This is a genomic window from Desulfocucumis palustris, from assembly GCF_002933875.1.
Classification (GTDB): domain Bacteria; phylum Bacillota; class Desulfotomaculia; order Desulfotomaculales; family Desulfocucumaceae; genus Desulfocucumis; species Desulfocucumis palustris.
The window spans coordinates 1-18,102 of sequence record NZ_BFAV01000179.1 but is presented as its reverse complement, the minus strand read 5'-3'; the positions used below and the strand labels follow the sequence as shown (position 1 = coordinate 18,102).

The following is an 18,102-nucleotide window of genomic DNA, read 5'->3' as shown; positions in this document are numbered from 1 at the left end:
GCGCCTTTCCCGGAGTAATGAAAAAATTGCAAATAACCTTCGGCTCAAAGCAGGAGGTTTATTTACTCCGGTAGAATGTGTCATTAGCGTATTCCTTGAAAAATTTATCCAAAAGCAATATTTTGTGCAACATTTTCCGGGTTTAATTCGTCCTAATTTTAGGAGGCGTATTAGCCAAAAAAAAATTTTAGGAGATGATGGTTTAAAGTGAAAAAAATTGCATTGCTCCTGGCCTTGTGCATGGTTTTCATCGCCGGGGCCGCTGAAGCAACGGTGGGCACCAAACAGCTAAAGGCTTCATATGAAAATTTAAAAATTACCGTGGACGGCATGCCTATAACCTATCAGCCAAACCAGGAGCCATTCATTATCGACGGGAGCACCTTTTTATCGATCAGGGCAGTGGCTGAGGCCCTGGGCTGCACGGTTACCTGGGTTGCCCCCACCAAAACCGTAATGGTTTCGAACAACTTCAAGCAGCAGGCCTTACAAAAGGATCAGGAGATAGCAAAACTTAAAAGTCAGATCACCCAGAAGGACCAGGAGATTCAGACCCTGAAGACCCAGGTGGCCAATCTGCAGGATGATGACGAGGACGACGATTATTATTACGATGATGATGATGATGAAGATTTAAGCGACCTTGAAGACGACCTTAATGACGATTACGATAAAATTGGAAGAGTATCCGTGGACTCCATCGAGCTCAGCGGTGACGAAGACGACGTGGATGTGGAAATAGAGGTGGACCTGGGGGACGACGAGGATGAATGGGCGGATTTAAGCGACTCGCAAATTAGAAGCTTTATTAACAGCATTGTGAACGACATACAGGATGAATTTTCCGACGATACCGAAGTGAGCGGCAAAATAATAGACAGCGACAGTGACGATACCCTGGTGAAGTTTAGTAAAGAAGGGGATGACTCCCTGGAGGTGGACTACAGGGACGAGGACTACCGGGGAAATTCGGACTCGGATTCGGACGGCGATGACGTCTGTGACGATTTGATAGGTAATAGCTACAGGGTGGGTAACATTGATTTTAACGTGTCCGACGCCCACTACTACTCCAGCAGCGACCACGCGGTAATAGCACTGGACGCTGAGGACGACGACGCCTCCGACCTCTGGGAGGAGCTTAGCAGCAGCACCATAAGAAGCGGTGCTGAAGACGTATACGATGATATAGTCGAGGAATTTGAAGATGAAGATGTGGATATTGAAGAGATCACCCTCAGTTTTTATGACGAGCATACCAGTTTGCTGGATACCTTTGATTTCAATTGATTTCCGGATTAAACAGAAATGAGTGGATAAAATAAAGATATTTAAAATTTCTGAAACTCATGCTAAAATGAATAGAAATTCATTTAAGGATGACTGCAATGAGCAAGGGAACGGACTTTTTAAACAAAGACCGGGAAAAATTTAAAATCGCCGTTGATATATTCTCTTCCAAGGGGTACCACTCCACCACCATGGACGAAGTGGCCCAGGCAATGGGTGTGGCCAAGGGAACCATATACTATCACTTTAAAAATAAGGATGAATTATATCTTTGCACCACCCAGTTGGGAATCAGCATACTTGAAATAATGGCCAGGGAAGCAATCGGTCAGCACACCGATTCCAGGGAAAAAATTGTCGCGCTGATTGAAAGCTACCTTCTGTTCATGCATGATTATGCGGGGATTGCCTATATATTCCTCAGGGAGTTGTTCGGGGATCATAATCGCAGGGATTTTTTCAGGGAGGCCACCAAGAGCTACCAAAAATTAATTCAGAACGTATTGGAGGAAGGGCAAAGGGCCGGGGCATTTGCCGGGGACCTCAATGCTGAAATATGCGCCTCGTCAATTTTCGGCATGATTTTCACCGTGGCCATCCATTACCTGCAGGTTTACGGAGAGCTTTCCATGGATGTGGTAAAAGACAATATTTGCAAATTAATTTTTCATGGTTTGCTGGAGGTTTAGCATTACCCTAAATAGAATAATAATAAAAAACCACTCCTGATACCAAAACATCGGGAGTGGTTTTTATTTGAAATAAAAATCTGATTAAGTGACAATCAGCACGGTTATTCGGCGTCCCAGACAATGAAACCATCCTTGTCTATAGTGTAGGAAGGAAAGAAATTGCCGCTAATTACCTTGGCCTGCTGATTTTCCAACACCACAAATCCATCGGCGTCCATTTTGTAAGCGGGCTGGGAACCCGGGGCAGCCGGTTCAGTCTTCTGGTTTTTCCAAACCACGAAGCCATCCGGGTCGATGGCATAGGTGGATTGGGTTACAGGGTTCACCGTGTTCACGCTTTGGGGTTCGTCCCATACCACGAAACCGTCACTGTCAATATGATAGGCGCTCGGTGCCGCCATGGCGGCGCCGGACGAAACAAAAACCAGGGCGGCCGTGGCCAGGGCAATAACTTTCTTCTTCATTAATTGTTCCCTCCTTGGAGAAGTTTGTAGACTGACCAGTCAGTATATATAATATAAATCATGTTACTGGATTAGTAAAATAGCAAATATGGTTATATATGCGCAAAAATATCATTTATGACTGATTTTCATGATATTGCATGGCGCCGTAAAGTAATCTGACCGGTCAGTACAAATAGATGGCGATTTCCGTAAATTTTACTAAATAAAAACTGCAACAATTTCCCCCTTCCAATCGTCTTATATTTAGAGTGCTGTATGATTAAAAATGGAATATAAAGATGCAGGTGAAATGATGTTTTTACATAACAGAGCGGGAAAGAAATGGGCACTGGCGATGGCCGCCTTGTTAATCCTGGCCGGGTTGAAATTTTATATTGTTGATACCGGGAACAGCGGCACGCCGCCGGCTCACCGGGCAGGCGGAGAAAACCGTTCAAATGCGGAAAAAGCGGAAAAAGCGGGGGAAGCGCCGCAAAGCGGCGGTGACTCCGGGTTTGTGGAAATAAATGTTTCAGTTAAAGATGAAAAGGAAAAATTAATAATAAAGCAAATGGTGGACTCCTCCGGCGGCGAAGTTATAAAGGGCTTCGATGAAAAGGGCACCACTCTCAGGGTAAAGGTGTCTGAACAGATGGCCGACCAGCTTAAGGCTAATTCCTCTGTAATTAACACTGAAACATTTGTGCAGCCGGAATTTTTGAATGACAGGAGCTCCGGGATCATAGGCGCCCGGACGGTTCAGACACCCGGGTATGTCTTGCCCGGCGGTCTAAAAGGAGCGGGCCAGGTGGTGGCTGTGGCGGACAGCGGGCTGGATACCGGTGATGATAAATCCGGCATACATCCGGATTTTATGTTTGAAAAGGGAAAAGAGCCAAAAATAGTGGCCCTGAAGTCCCTGTCCGGAAATTTGCTTCCCTCGGACCCCATCGGTCACGGCACGCACGTGGCAGGCACCGTGCTGGGCACCGGGGCGGCGTCGGACGGTAAGTACCGGGGGGTGGCGCCGGAGGCCCGGCTTTATTTCCAGTCGATACTTAACGTAAAGGACCAGGCGGATCCTCCCGCCAACCTCAATGAGCTTTTTGCCCCGGCCTATGCGGCGGGAGCGCGTATTCATGTGAACAGCTGGGGCACACCGGTCAACCAGTATACCGCGGCCTCTTCGCAAATAGATGATTTTACCAGGAAACACCCGGATTTTCTGGCGCTGTTCGGGTCCGGAAACGGAGGACCGGGTCATGGCGGGCAGGGTACCGTGGTGGCCGAGGCAAACAGTAAAAATGCCCTGTCCGTGGGGGCGTCGGAGAATCCCCGGCCCGGTTTTGGTTCCGATTCTGACGATGTCGCTGATATCGCCTCCTTCAGCAGCCGCGGCCCCGCCGCGGACGGAAGGATCAAGCCCGAGCTGGTGGCCCCGGGAACCGAAATCATATCCACCCGCTCCAGCCTGGCCCCCACCAACTTTTTATTGAACCATTTTTACACCAGGATGGACGGCACCAGCTCCTCGGCGGCCCTGGCGGCCGGGGCGGCCACCCTGCTGAGGGAATACTTTAAATCCGTCGGCCCGGACAGCTCCCCCTCCTCCGCCTTGCTTAAGGCGGTTTTGATAAACGGCGCCCGCAGCATCGGGAACGGGACCAGGGCGGAGGGCTTCGGAATGCTGGATGTGCAGGGGACGGTTTTATCCCTCCAGGGCCGCTCGGTTATCTGCAGGGATGACCGGAAGGGGCTGGAAGAAAACAAAACAGCCCAGTACAGCTATAATGTCACCGACTCAACCAGGCCTTTGAAAATTACCCTGTCCTGGTGCGATCCGCCCCAGGCTCCCGGAGCTTCCGGGAAGACCCTGGTAAACGACCTGGATTTGACCGTTACCGGCCCGGACGGCAGGGTATTCTATGGAAACGACTTCGGCGGCCAGGGGAAAAGGGATAGTGTGAATAACACCGAGCAGGTCCGCATTGACCGGCCGCGGCCCGGAAAATACGTGGTCGAGGTGCGCGGGGCGGCGGTGGGGGTTGACGCTGTTACGTCCAGCCCCGGCGTGAATCAGGACTTTGCCGTGGCATTCGGCCAGCCGCCGGCCAGGGGAATAATTGCGTCCATTAATAAAAGCGGCCAGATTAAACTTGCGGGGGGAGGTGTATTGACTCCCCTCCCCGGGGCCGATATACACCTGTCCAGGGACGGCATAGAACCGGAGGGTGATCCCGCCGGCTTCCGGCTGGCCGCGGGATCGGATATATATTATTTCCCCTCTGAAAATGGCGTAAAGGATATATATGTATCCTATGTCACGGCTTTTTCAGGCTCGGTCAAGGGCGCTGAAAGCGACGGGCGGAAAATGCTGCTGGAGCTTCGCCCGGAGTATTCCGAGGGCGGGTACAATATCTCCCCGTCTCCCGAAGTAACAATAAATGTTAACGGCTCAAGGGCGAAGCTGATTAATGAAATACTCCCCGGCTCCGACGTGGTGGGGGTTATCAATCCCCTGACGGGATATATGTGGAGCGCGGACGCCACCTACCAGGTGGTTACCGGCAAAGTGGCCGGGCCGGGAGCCGAAGCCGGGGAAATTACCCTGGAAAGCGGAGAGACTTACCGCTTGAGCAGGCAGGCCGGAATAAATGTTGAAAACAAGTGGGAGGCCTATGGTCCGGAAGACGAAGCCTTCTCCTTCAGCAGTCTTAAAAAATTGGAGTGCGTGAAACCCGGGAGCAAGGTCTTGATGGTAATCTCCCCCCGCACCAGGGAAGTGGGCACCCTGAACGCCGAAAACAAAATGATTTCCGGCAGGGTGGCCAGAATAACCAGGTTCGGAGTGGCGACCCTGGAAAGCGGGCTGCAATTTAAACTCCCCGACAGTGCACTGGTGTTTAAAAACGGTGGACAGTCCTCTCCGGGAGCGGTAAAATCCGGCGACTGGATTGAAGGGGTCTGCAGTGATTCCGGAATCACGGAAAACGGCCTGAATGTGGTGGAAAGGCTATGGGCTTATTCCGGGGTGGTTTACGGCATGGCGGGCAATATTCTGCCGGACCCGGGCATTATACTGCTAAAGCGGGAAGAAGGGAAAACGGATAGTTACCGGACGGCTAAAAATGCAGCCTGCTTTGTGGAAGGTTTGCCGTCCGGGCTTGACGCCGTGGAGTCCGGCTATTATTTGAGGGCGCTCCTGAACGGAAACGGCGAGGTGATCAGGCTGGACGCGGTGGAGCCTGTTAATGAGGAAATCACCATCAGCCTGCTGGCGGAGGACAATGGCTCCACCACAATCAGGACGGCCGACGGTAAAAGCTACGTACTGGAAAGGGACGCGGAAATATATAAAGAGGGTGTAATGGTGGCCCCCGGGGACCTGGCTCCCGGAGAAAAAGCTAAAATTACCCTGCTGCCGGACTCTTCGGACGGTCTTGATAAGGTAATAATGGTGGAGTCCCGGCCCGGGCCGGGAGTTAATCCTCCCCCGCTGGAATTTATACTGGAGCCGGACTCCGGCGAAGGGAAAACATTGCTTAGAGGAAAAACCGCCGGGAATATGGTTTATTATTGTATTGACGGCGGGTCCTGGAACAGCGCGGCCGTTACGGGAGGAGTATTCGCCGCCGGCCTGGATTTGCCGGTCCCGGGAAAGCATAAAATAGTGCTGGGCTCGGTCAATAGGGCCACCGGGGGAATAAATGTGATGACCCGGGATTTTTACGGCTTTGAAGCCGGTTACCCCAAGGACGGTTTCCAGGGCCACTGGGCGGAGAACTATATAACCGCGGTGCTGGGAGCCGGATTGATGAAACCGGACTCCGGGGGAAAATTCAGCCCGTCGGCGCCGGTTGCCGCCGGGGATTTCTATGAGGCCCTGTACGCATTGACCGGGGTGCCCGTGGAGGAATTCGAAGTAAGGGGCGGCACAGGGGCCGCGGTTACCAGACTGGACGCCGTGACGGCCCTGTGGAGAGCCGCCGCCGCCAGGGGCATTGGCCGGAATTACAGCGCATCCGCCCCGCCGCCCTTTGGGGACTGGGACGATATACCCGGGTCCAGGCGGGACGAGGTGGCATGGTGTTATAATTCCGGGATTGTGGCCGGCACTTCCGCGGGAAAACTTGAGCCGGGCCGCTATTTGACCCGGGCTGAGGCGGCGGTGATGATATGGCGGCTGTCAGGGCTGATTTACGAATAAAACCCACCTTTTCAGGTGGGTTTTCCTTTTTCCGTAGTATTTATACCGTCTCACTTATAATTTTATCGCTATGGTTGAGATCCTGGCGCGTTGCTCCAAATCCTCCATCTGATCAATCAGGCTGTTTTGCCTGTTTGCCAGCTGGTTCTGTTTTTCCATGTCTCCGGCGGAGGCCTCGTATTCCTCCCGGACCTTTTCCAGCTCCGTCTGGACAACCTTATATTGACTTTCTATGCTTTCCACCGTGGTGTCACTGCCCTTTACAATGCCGCCGGCGGACAACAGTCCCTTAAGATCCTCGTAAAGAGCGTTATAGGAGGCTGTGGGGACATTTATCGTTACCACTCCGCCGCTGTCTTTAAAGCTGCCCGCCAGAGCGGCGTTGTACCCGGCCGCCGTTAATTTTATCTTTTGATCCAATGAATCGTAATTTCTCCAGTTATCCGTCAGCTGAAAGTATCCGGAATAGCTTTTCTTGTCAACACTTAAAAATGCTTTGCCGGTATAGTCCTTCAAAGCTATCGCCCCTGTCGCGGTTTGCTGCGGAGCGTTATCCGTTTGCCGCGGAGTCCCCGGTTTCTCAGGACTGGTAACCGCCGTACCCTGGTTTTTAATCCCTGGTTTATCCCCGGGCTGGTTATCGGTGGCAGAACCCCCGGCGGTGCCGTCAGGTTCCTTCTCCGTTACTTCCTTTACTTCCTTATCAGGCGGTATGTGCTCCGTTATGGCCGGCTTATTTTCAATTAGGGCGGTATTCAGCGGGGCATTGTCCACATTGCCGGCCAGCCAGGCCCAGGAGGCCCCTGCCACCAGCAGCGCCGACGCGGCAGCCGCGGCGCCCCATCCCTTGAATCCCTTCCAGCCTTTACCGGTTGCAACAGGCGTCTTAACCGGCAAACTCTCCCGGAAAGCGCCTTCCTCTCTCAGCCGCCCTAGCACATTGCTCCGGAGATCCTCCGGGGCCTGTATTTCGGCCTGCCAGGCTGACAATACGGCGCTTCGGACAAACCGGAGTTCCTCCAGGGCGGACGCGCACTCCCCGCAGCAGCCCAGGTGCTGCCGCAGCTTGCTCTGTTCTTCCCGGGGCAGTTCGCCGTCAAAGTATGCGGTTAATTCATCATATGAGTATCCGCATTTCATAATTGTTTAACCTTCTTTCTGATATCCGCATCCTTTTGGGATTCCTTGTCCGGTTTTACTCCCAGTTTCAGCAGCTGCTCCTTCAGGTGCAGCCGCGCCCTGTTCAGCCTGGATTTCACCGTTCCCGGCGACCAGCCCAGCCCCCGGGCTATCTCCTCGTAGGAATAACCGTGCAATTCTCTTAATACCAGCACCGTGCGCTGTTCCTGGTTAAGAGTGTCGATGGCCGTCCAGATCAGCTTTCTTTCCTCTCCGGCCTCGATCAACTGTTCCGGATTGCTTTTCTCATCCGCCGGAGTCCTGTCAATCTCGCCCTCCTCCGTGTGGATGGGAGCGTTTAAGGAAATGGTCTGTTTATTCTTTCTCTTTCTCAGCTCGTTGGCCCAGAGATTATGGATAATTCTGTAAAGCCAGGTGGTAAAGGCCGACTGTCCCCTGAACCCGGGCAACGCCCCGTACAAACGGATAAAGGTTTCCTGGGCCAGGTCCTTGGCATCCTCAGAGTTGCCGGTAAGCTGAAAGCATATGGTGTAAACCCTGTTCTGGTAAATCTGGATCAGCTCGCTGAAGGCGGCCTCGCTTCCCTGCCTGCAGCGCTCTATCAACACATCCGTCTTCAAATCACCCATTAGGCACTCTCCCATAGTACCCCGTGCCTTACCCGGGTACATATTAGACACTTATTAAATAAGAAAAGTTCCGCGTTATTTTTTATTCATTAAATATAGACGTTTTTCCTGCAGGGAACGCCAGGGAAAAAGAAGGTGGATTTTTAAAAATTATATTTTGTTTGTCCGGAACTTTTCGCGAACATCATGTGTCTAAAGAAATGTGAACCATAAGACACCATATCAAGTATGCTAATCCACACCAGCCAGATGTCTGAATAACATGGCCGGTTTTCCACCCCTAGAAAATTTTCGGGTAATTGGGAGGAAAACATGGAAGAGTGTTGAATAGCATAAGAATGCTTGCCTGTGGTGGATTGTTACGCGCGGTAAGTATTTTGCTTTAAAAGATCCTGAAAAGGAGGTGAGGTTCGGGTAGAGGAATCTAACCGTCCCTGCCTGCTGATTGCTTAACTGATTAATCCGCAGGTAAAAAGTCAAAATCAAACATAATTAAAGGAGGAAAAACCAATCGTGAAGAGAAGCAAGTTTCTTGCACTCCTGCTGACCTTCGCCCTGCTGGGCACTCTGCTTCTGCCCACCGCGGGCTTTGCCGCAGGACTTACCTCGAACTATGTGGACAGAGAAGTAAACGTAGGCGATAAGGAATCGGAAGCAACCTTCGGTTCCCTGTACATTAAAGAATCCGAAGATTTCCCCAACGCTTTTTCCGAAGATGAAACCGATCCTTCCGTAATCACCATTACCCTGGTGGACGGAGTGGAATTCCCGAGTGACGTAGTGGATGATGAAGACGCCGAAGCCATTTTCGGCAACAGCTCTCCTACCCTGGATTACGTTATCCAGAGCATCACCGACACCTCGGTAACCGTGGAAGTATACTCCACTGAAGCCGACAAAGAGAAAGAAAAATTACAGGTTGACTTCGACAACCTGGAAATCGATTCCGACTTCTCCGGCGCTGTTGAAGTCAGGGTGGACTCCCTGGACAACGCCATCACCTCCGGCGAGTATGTAATCGGTAACGTGCTCGGCTCCGAGTGCACCGCCACCGTTGTTAACAAGAAAACCGTTGCAGTGGGCGACACCGGCGTTAAACTGGGTACCATCCGCATAACTGAAAACGCCAAGGGCGCCATGGTTGACGGCAGTGAAATCGTTATCACCCTGCCCGACGACTATGAATGGAATGAAGACAACGACACCGACGGCCCCGTCATTCTCGGCGGCTCACTGGCCAGCGCTTACGAAGACGACTATGATATTGACGATGAAGAAATCACACTGTACTTTAGCGAATCAGGCCTGGACTACAGGGGAATCCTGGACATCACCCCCGTCGTTGACATTCCCTACGATGCCGAACCCGGCGACTGCGAAGTTGAAGTTGAGGGCGACGGCGACCTGGATATGAACTCTGTGGACCTGGTGCTGGCCAAAGTTGAAGACTTCGGCAACGAAGTTTCCATCGAAAAGGTTAAAGAATTCTTTGCCGGTCAGTATGACAAAGAACTGGCTGAAATCACCGTGGAACAAAATACCGAGGACAGCATCAATTCCGGCCGCTACATCGTAGCCGAACTGTCCTCCAACGCCAAGTTCATCTATGACAGGGAAGATATTGACGAAGACGATTCCAAGCTGAAGCTCGGTGACTTCCCTTGCACCGAAATAAGCGACAACAAGATTGTATGGAAGACTACCGACGATGTGGAAGATGATACCGAGTTTTCCATTGACAAACTGCGTATTGCCCTGAACCTCAGCCAGCCTGGCGATGTAACCATGAAGTTCTCCGGTTCCGCCGGTGTTGAAGGCGAACTGGTTGTGGCCAAGTCCCTGGCTCCCGTAACCGCGACTGTTGAGAATGCCACCGAGGTTAAAATCGGTGTTCAGGCTCAAACCGTTGGCGACGTCATTATTAAGGAAGCCGGCGCCGAAGCCATTGACGAGGACGGCCCCAAAACCCTGCTGCTGAAAGCTCCGGACGGCGTAAGCTTTGCTTCCCGCCCCACTGCTGAAGTTATCGAAGGCGACCTGAAACTGGACAACAGCAACCTGGTGAAATTCAGAGACGACAATGGCGACGGAATGTATGACGTTGTACTGGTTGAAACCGACAAGGTTTCCAAGAACGCCAGCGCCGTTAAGTTCAGCAACATTAAACTGAACGTGGACCGCAGCTATCCCGAAGGTCCTCTGACCCTTAGAGTTGGCGGATCCGCCATAGTGGATGCCGACGCCGCCGATATGTTCAACTCCAGCTGGGCCGCTTCCGTGGCTGCCGCCACTGTAGTGACTCCGGCTCCGGATCAGGAAAACGGCAGCGCAATGTTCCTGGTAGGCAACAACTTCTACAACCTGAACGGTCAAATGAAGATGATGGATGTTGCTCCGTACATCAAGAATGGCCGCACCTACGTGCCCGTTCGCTACCTGGCCTATGTATGCGGTCTGAAAGATGAAAACATTGGTTGGGATGAAGCCAGTCAAACCGTAACCCTGACCAAGGGTGACACAGTTGTGACTATGATGGTAGGCAGCACCACTCTTACCGCCGGCGAAACCACAACCACCATGGACGTAGCTCCTGAAGTAGTTAACGGCCGCACCATGCTGCCGGCCAGATACGTAGCCGAAGCTTTCGGCGGTACCGTAACCTGGAATGCAGATACAAATGCAGTTGGTATCGAGTTTTAAGGTTAAACTCTTAAAAGAAAAAGCCCAGCTCCAATTGGGACTGGGCTTTTTCCCCTTAAATCGGGGTGATTTGAATTGAAACAAAATAAATTAATTGTTCTGGCTGTGGCGTTGCTTCTACTGCTGGCCGCCGCGATTCCCGCCTGGGCTGGGGAAGAGGAAGTGGAAACTGCAAGCGTTCAGCTGTCCCTGGAAGACGCCGTCAGCAAAGCCCTTAACAACAGCAAATATTTGAGCAGCCTGGAAAAAGAAGTTGATCTGCAGGACGAGCTTATGGACCAGGCCATGACCAACGTTTATTACACCCCCGTGGACAGAAACTACGGCCAGGCCCAGAAATCCGCGTTCATGAGCTATTACAACCAGGATATGAGCCTGAAAAGAGCAAAGAAGAACCTGGAAAACGAAAAACTGCAGCTGGTTGTAGACACCAGAAAGGCATATTTTGACGTGCTGACCGGCAACAAAAGCATTGCCGCCAAAGAGAAAGCTATCAGCGTGGACGAATTGAAGCTGAAGCAGGCCAAGGCGAAGTTGGCCGTGGGCATGGCCACCGATAGCGATATTAAGACCGCCGAGGCGCAGCTGGCCTCCGACAAGGCTTCCCTGGAGGAAGCGAAGGCCGCCCTGGATACGGCCTATACCCAGTTAATCACTTATACCGGTCTTGAAGAGGGAACCAGGCCGGTGCTGACCAGTGATATTGAGGTAGAATTTAAACCCATCGACGATGTGGAAAGAACGGCCAGGGTGGCCGCCGACGGTTCCTACGAGCTGTGGTCCGCGGAGGAGGCAGCCAGATTGGCTGATACCATGAAAATATTTCAGACGTATATTGATGTCGGGGAATATAATAAGGACATAGCCAACCTCACGGCTGAATCCACCGAGGAAAACATTCGCCTTCAGCTCCGGGATATGTGCAACAGCATTAACACGCTATTGGAAAAGCGCAACCAGCTTTTGGTCCAGAAGGACCAATTGGAGGAATCCTGCCGGGTGCTGCAGCTACAGTACGATTTGGGCATGACCACAAAGGATGCCCTGGAATCCGCCCAGGCCAGCCTGGTCGGAGTAGACGCCAGCATATCGGAGCTTTCGGCGCAATATGCCACGTCCATGGATACTTTGGACAAATACATGGGTAAAATAAAAATCGAAAAGGATTAACCCGTGAAATAATAAAAAAGGGGAAGCGGCTATTAACCGCTTCCCCTTCCCTTTTTCCATTGCATTCAATTTAGGGGTTGCACAGCTTGCAGGGTTCAAACCCGGCCTCTTTGGCGTCCCAGGAGTACTTAAAAGTAATTTTTCTTTCGTCGGGTATATTCTGGATTAGCGGGCAACCGGGAGTATGATAAACATTCGTTTCTATATCGCCTATAAATTTACTGGGCGCTGTGATTTGCTGCTTATTTTCCTCCAATTGATTTTTTGTTCCCACAGAATAATTCTTTCCGTCCGTGGTGATCACTATGTCCCCGTCCACATCCGTGCGGTATACTTTTACCTTCGCGTCGCTGAGCAACTCCAGGGTTTTATCTCCCGGGTCCCTGTGCACATTGTTGCCTACACTTATCACGGCTGTCTTCGGAGCAATTTTGGCAAGAAGTTCACTGGACAGTGTTCCATCGTCACCGTGGGCGGGCACCAGCAGCACATCGGCATAATTGCCCTTGGACATATCCGACAGCCCTTCCAGATCCTTCAGTGCCGCGTTTCCGGTAAAGAGGAACCGGATATTGCCCACTGTTAACCTGCATATTACAGTGGCGTTGTCGGTAATGCTCACATAGCGTTTGTAGGAAAGAATGTCCAATGCGGCATTGCCGAAGCGCAGGCGCTGGCCGTCGGCGGTTTCCCAGGTGGTGCTTCTGGTGGAGGCCATGTACTTGTACTTCTCGTAATCCTTTGTGGGCATCACCTGGCCGGTGTCAATAATCTTTTTGGCGGTTATTTTGCTCAGGACATCGTCCACATTGCCCATGTAATCGCTGGTAGGGCTGGAAACCACCAGCAGATCCAGTTCATCCACACCGTTTTTCTCCAGGTAGTTGATTATTTTGCGGCTTTCCCTCAGGTCCTCGTCGTACCCCGCGTCTATCAGTATGTTGGACCCGTCCGCAAGCTTCAGGTAGACGGCGTTGGCATAGCCTGAATCAATGATGTGAACTTCCGTCACCTGGTCCGGGGGCAGTTCCTCCAGCACCGGCTCAGGCTCCACCGGAGACTTTATAATCACCGTGTTTTGCGGGGCGTCCCACACCACCGAGGCGCCAAAGGCCTCGCCGATAAAACGCAGGGGCACAAGGGTTCTTCCATTGACCGTTTTGGGAGCGGCATTCAGTGTGACCTTTTCGCCGTTGACAAAAGCGTCTTTTTGTCCCAGGGTCAGTGTTACCGTTACGGCGTCCCGGGCAGCCGTGATTTTTTGCTCCGCCTCGTTCCAGGATACCGTCGCCCCCATGGACTCGAATATTTTTCTCAAAGGTACCAGAGTGGTTCCATTTTCAATTGTAGGTTCTGTGTCAAACTGAAGCAGGTTGCCGTCCAGCACTACCCTGGGACCGGCAAAGGCAGGGGCTGCCAAGGCCAGCAACAAGGCCGCCAGTAAAAAAATCCTCAGCAGTCTGAACAAAATCCATCACCTCCATAAAAATATCCAAACGCTACATTTATACTATCATGGGAGATGTTGAGTAGCAATACGGGTTGAGCAAATGCGCTCCTATTTAAGGCATTTATGCACATATAAAAATAAAATGCATATTTTCTTTTAAAAGATCCAAAAATCAGGTAAAATAGATTTTATCCAATTGACTATTAAAGAAAATATTGGGAGGGGTAAACTGTATGAAAAGAACCTTGCCGGTGTTTATGGCGGGTATATTGGCCGGGGCTCTTCTGTTCGGCGGCATCATGGCGGCGGCGTCGGACGGGAGCAAAAACATACCGGTGGAGTATAGCGGCATTAAGATAATAGTTAATGGAAAGCTGCTGTCATCCCAGTTGGAGCCCTTTACATACGACGACAAGGTATTTGTGCCGCTGCGCTCCGTGGCAGAGGCGCTGCAGCAGCAGGTGGGCTGGGAGGACAACACCGTGATTATAACCGGCGGCAACGCGCCCAGGAGCCTTTCCCTGCAAGACCTGTTCATGCCCTCCTGCTATGGTTTGAAGATAAGTGAAAACTCCAAAATGCTGGTGGACGAAAAGGAATATAACAAGGGATTTTACGTGATCCCCACCAACAAGGATAAAGCCGAGTGCAAATTCACCACATCCTTTAGCGGCCTGAAGAAAATCACCGGCACCCTGGCCCTGGACGACGAAAGTAAGAATAAAGGACTCACCACCCTTACTATATTTATAGATGGCAAGAAGTCGCAGAAAATTGAGATCGGACCCGGCCCCGCCGTTCCGCTTGAAATCGACGCCACCGGCGCCAACGATATCACCTTTCAGGTTGAAAACGCCGTGGACATGAAAATAGATTTTATAGATATGAAGCTGAATTATTAATTTTTTGTAAATTATTTGTAACCAAACGACAGAACCCTTGATTTTAAAGGCTTTTTGGCATTGTCCGATCGACAAAAAAATTTAAAAAATGCAGGGAAAGCTTGGAGGACAATCCAAAATACTGTTGAATATATTAGTTGATTGATGTGGTACCAACCAACCTACAACCCAACCACATTATGGTTACCAAGAGCCTTAAATTAATTCCTTTAAGGGGGTGATCTGTGCGTAACCCAAATTTACACAGGAGGTGAGAGGTGATCTAGGTGGCTAATGCATATGGCCGTCCTAAAGCGTACGTATCCTTTCAGGTACGGATATCACCTGAATTAAAGGAACGACTCGCACGCAGATCATTCGAAACCGGGGTAAGCCAGGCGGCTATCGTCATAGCTTCACTTGAGCACTACCTGGAAACCGGTCTAACGCCGAAGAAGGAGCAGGAGGAGGATATGGCCGGCTCCGGCGGTGGAGAGGCGGAAGAAGAAGTGTTGTAGCCATGGGATAGGATCACCTGTGCCGGTTTGTATGAAGGAAAATGGCTTTTCAAGCGATTAAAAGGAGGTATTAGCGAGTAGATGCTAACTAAAAAATCAGCTGGCATGAAAAAACTGAGCATTTTATTGGTACTGGCAATGGTCATGACCGTCCTGCTGCCGGTTATCCCGGCCAATGCCGCGACCAAGGCTTCACTGGACGACGTTTCAGTGGAATATGATACCCAAGCCAATGTATTTATCGCCATTCCCGAGTGGAAGTCCAATGAAGGCGACTCGATATCCTATAAGTGGTATGTTAGAGACGAAGACGGCAAATACGTCATTAAAGACAAAAAGTATTATACGGATAAAGAAGAACTGTCCGTTGAGGATGAAGGACTGGAAACCGGCACCTACACAGTAAAAGTGTATGCCAAGTCCAAGAACACCAAGTACTCTTCCTGGGAAGAGTTTGATGTGAACGGCGAAGGCGGCGGCGAAGAGCCCGGGGATGTAACGGTAACCGCTAATGACGTTACTGTCGAAGTCGGCGCCACTGTTAATGCAGATGTGACTGCAACCCCCGCAGATGCTGCTCTGAGCTACGCTGTGGCCGATGAAACCATCGCAACTGTTGACGCTGAAGGCATCATCACCGGCGTTGCGGAAGGCGAAACCGATGTTACTGTAACAGCCACTAAAGGTGAAGAGAGTGTTACTGATACCTTCAAGGTTACTGTTAGCGGAATTGTCCAGCCTCTCCAGATTGCAAGCGATGCTACTACTACTACTGTTGGTGGCACTGTTCAATTCACTGCCAAGCAGGGCGACACTGTAGTGGATGGTGTTGAATGGTCCATTAACGATGAAACAAAAGGCGTTATCAACTCAGCTGGTAAGTTCGTAGCAGCTGCTGCTGGTACAGTAGTTGTAACTGCCCAAAAAGGCAGCGAAACCGCGACTTTTGAATTGGTTATCGTTGGTGCTGCAACAAATATCAAACTCTCAGCTGAAAAAACCACAGTCGAAGCTAATGGCGAATCTAAATTATCTGTTAATGGTGCTGTTGTAGACGCTAACGGAAATACCATCACAAATTTCAGCGGTGCTATGACCTTTAACTACATCAATACCACTACCAACTTGCCAGTAACCCCTGTAGGTTCACAAATGGTTGACCCCGTTACTGGGCTAACAGCAGTTGCTGCTGCTGCAGTAACTGTTCCTGTAACCAACGGTGTTGCTACCATCGAAGTTAAATCCACTATGGTTGCTGGCGTAACTGACAATCTGAAAGCCATCTCTGTAACTGCCCAAGGTCAGTCTACTCCTGTAAGAGTAAATGGTATTAACATTTCTTCTAATGTTCAGTCCATTTCTACCGTTGCTACTAGTGCAACTGGTCTAAAACTTATTGCTCCTGCTGCTGTATCTATAAACCAAGCGACTGCTGCAACTGTTACTGCTGTAGCAGTAGACCAAGCTGGTCAAGTGATGAAAGCTGGTACCTATCCAGTAACCTTTACAGTGTCTGGACCTGCGACCGTCGTGGGCGGGACATCTGCTACAACTTTTACCGATTTATTTGTCGGTAACGGGACAATTATAAATACTACCGCACAAGTAAATATTACCTCACTGCAGGGTCAAGCCGGTACAATTACTGTAACTGCAGAGAGTGCGGGCTTAACACCTGCAACTGTTACTATTGCTGCTACCCAGGCTGGTTCACCTACAGATCTGAACCTTGATGTTAAGAAGAGCACTTGGGTTCAAGGTGCCAACACTGCAACTACTATAGCCAGTATTGATGCTCAAGTGGTAGATGCTAGCGGCACCCCTGTGAATCTTCAGCGTTTAGGTGTAGTTGGTAATGGTAATGTTAATGTTAATGTTACCAAAGCTGGCAGGGCTGCTACCTACTTAACTGTTGGTACAATTTCAACTGCTGGAGTTCTTACTGCTGTGGGCTCACCTAACGCTAGTGGCGATGTCACTGTTCCTATGGATGCAACTGGCAAAGTAACATTAGCCATTTACGATTTAAGTGCTGTTGCTGTTACTAACAATCACGCAGGCGATTATACTGTAGCAGTTAGCGTGATTCCAAGCACTGGGAATAACTATTCAATCCCAGCTAAAACTGCAACAGTTACCCAAAGCGCAGGTGCATTAGCCAATATAGCTTGCGCAATTCCTGAAAATGCTCTGAACGTATCAACTGCATCAACTGCAAGCGATGTAGTGTTCCAACTGATTGACGCGTATGGTAATGCTGTTAAACAATCTGGTGTTACTGTAAACCTGTATCCAACTGATAATGGTGCTGCTAACACTGGTGTGGCTACCTTAAATGGTCAAGCTGGAGTTACAGTTGGGCAACCACTGCAACTGCTGACTGATGCCCAAGGTCAGGTAAAAGTAACCTTTGCTCCTCAATCATACGTAGGTGATGACTATGTGGTGAATGCTGCTGTACCTGCACAAGCCGGTATTGCTCCGATTGGAGCTCAAGCATCTCCTATAATTACTGTTGTTGGTACTCTGCCTGCTTCCTTGAAAGTAGAATTTAAGGATGCTCTTAACAATGTAGTATCTATGATTACCTCTAATGCTGCATTAACATTAAATGTTACTGCAAGAGATCAGTATAACAATGCTGTAACCACTGCAACTGACAAGGTTCAGATAACTCTGCCTGCCGGTTTAAGTGGTGGAGCTACTGCTCCTGCAGGTACTACTATGAAGAGTGGTACTACTTGGAAGCAATATGGTGAAAACATTGTTGAAATTAACCTTGTTGCAGGTGTTGCTACTGTAACTGTAGTACCCGCAACTGCTGGTGCTGCAACAACAACTGTAACTGACCTTACTGCTGCAGGTGTAACTGGTGCCGCAAGTATTACCGTGCTAACTGGTGCTGTAGCTGGTGTCCATCCCTTCTACAATGGTGCACCCATTAGTACTACCAACAAACTTGCAGTAAGTGCTAACGTA

General features: G+C 50.4%; 12 protein-coding genes. 8 read left to right on the top strand and 4 right to left on the bottom strand.

Annotation, left to right across the window (positions count from 1 at the left end; genetic code table 11):
• Window positions 1–207: 207 nt before the first annotated feature.
• Together DCCM_RS17490 and DCCM_RS17485 are read left to right on the top strand one after the other, a co-directional pair.
• Window positions 208–1,290 (top strand): stalk domain-containing protein, encoded by a 1,083-nt coding sequence (locus tag DCCM_RS17490; RefSeq protein WP_104373679.1) that lies wholly within the window; start codon window positions 208–210, stop codon window positions 1,288–1,290.
• A gap of 98 nt (window positions 1,291–1,388) precedes the next feature.
• Window positions 1,389–1,979 carry a TetR/AcrR family transcriptional regulator gene (locus tag DCCM_RS17485; RefSeq protein ID WP_165792240.1) on the top strand — a complete coding sequence of 197 codons (591 nt, stop codon included), beginning with the start codon at window positions 1,389–1,391 and terminating at the stop codon, window positions 1,977–1,979.
• 104 nt (window positions 1,980–2,083) lie between these two features.
• Here DCCM_RS17485 and DCCM_RS17480 read toward each other — a convergent pair whose 3' ends face one another.
• A complete protein-coding gene (locus tag DCCM_RS17480; protein ID WP_104373677.1) occupies window positions 2,084–2,446 on the bottom strand; it encodes a hypothetical protein in 363 nt (120 codons plus the stop codon).
• Window positions 2,447–2,738: 292 nt separating this feature from the next.
• Between DCCM_RS17480 and DCCM_RS17475 the strand changes: the two genes are divergently transcribed.
• Window positions 2,739–6,635 carry a S8 family serine peptidase gene (locus DCCM_RS17475; RefSeq protein ID WP_165792239.1) on the top strand — a complete coding sequence of 1,299 codons (3,897 nt, stop codon included), beginning with the start codon at window positions 2,739–2,741 and terminating at the stop codon, window positions 6,633–6,635.
• Between the two features lie 54 nt (window positions 6,636–6,689).
• On the opposite strand, the gene DCCM_RS17470 is transcribed toward DCCM_RS17475, so the two are convergent.
• Together DCCM_RS17470 and DCCM_RS17465 are read right to left on the bottom strand one after the other, a co-directional pair.
• On the bottom strand, window positions 6,690–7,775 hold the full coding sequence (locus DCCM_RS17470; protein WP_104373675.1) for an anti-sigma factor family protein: 1,086 nt from the start codon (window positions 7,773–7,775) through the stop codon (window positions 6,690–6,692).
• Window positions 7,772–8,404, bottom strand: coding sequence for an RNA polymerase sigma factor (locus tag DCCM_RS17465; RefSeq protein ID WP_104373674.1), 633 nt, complete (start codon window positions 8,402–8,404; stop codon window positions 7,772–7,774). The genes DCCM_RS17470 and DCCM_RS17465 overlap by 4 nt, the downstream gene beginning before the upstream one ends.
• 513 nt (window positions 8,405–8,917) lie before the next feature.
• On the opposite strand from DCCM_RS17465, the gene DCCM_RS17460 reads away from it, so the two are divergent.
• Window positions 8,918–11,104, top strand: a complete 2,187-nt coding sequence (locus DCCM_RS17460) for a copper amine oxidase N-terminal domain-containing protein (protein ID WP_104373673.1) — start codon at window positions 8,918–8,920, stop codon at window positions 11,102–11,104.
• A 75-nt stretch (window positions 11,105–11,179) separates the two neighbouring features.
• Window positions 11,180–12,274: a TolC family protein gene (locus DCCM_RS17455; RefSeq protein WP_104373672.1), complete on the top strand. Its 1,095-nt coding sequence runs from the start codon at window positions 11,180–11,182 to the stop codon at window positions 12,272–12,274.
• 70 nt (window positions 12,275–12,344) lie between these two features.
• On the opposite strand, the gene DCCM_RS17450 is transcribed toward DCCM_RS17455, so the two are convergent.
• On the bottom strand, window positions 12,345–13,742 hold the full coding sequence (locus DCCM_RS17450) for a stalk domain-containing protein (RefSeq protein WP_104373671.1): 1,398 nt from the start codon (window positions 13,740–13,742) through the stop codon (window positions 12,345–12,347).
• Between the two features lie 215 nt (window positions 13,743–13,957).
• Here DCCM_RS17450 and DCCM_RS17445 point away from each other — a divergent pair, with 215 nt between their 5' ends.
• The 3 genes from DCCM_RS17445 to DCCM_RS17435 form a co-directional block, all read left to right on the top strand.
• A complete protein-coding gene (locus tag DCCM_RS17445; RefSeq protein WP_104373670.1) occupies window positions 13,958–14,626 on the top strand; it encodes a stalk domain-containing protein in 669 nt (222 codons plus the stop codon).
• A 266-nt stretch (window positions 14,627–14,892) separates the two neighbouring features.
• Entirely contained in the window at window positions 14,893–15,123 is a 231-nt protein-coding gene (locus tag DCCM_RS17440; protein WP_104373669.1) for a hypothetical protein, read from the top strand.
• A gap of 81 nt (window positions 15,124–15,204) precedes the next feature.
• Window positions 15,205–18,102: beta strand repeat-containing protein (locus DCCM_RS17435; RefSeq protein WP_133163957.1), on the top strand; the 2,898-nt coding region annotated here is incomplete at its 3' end.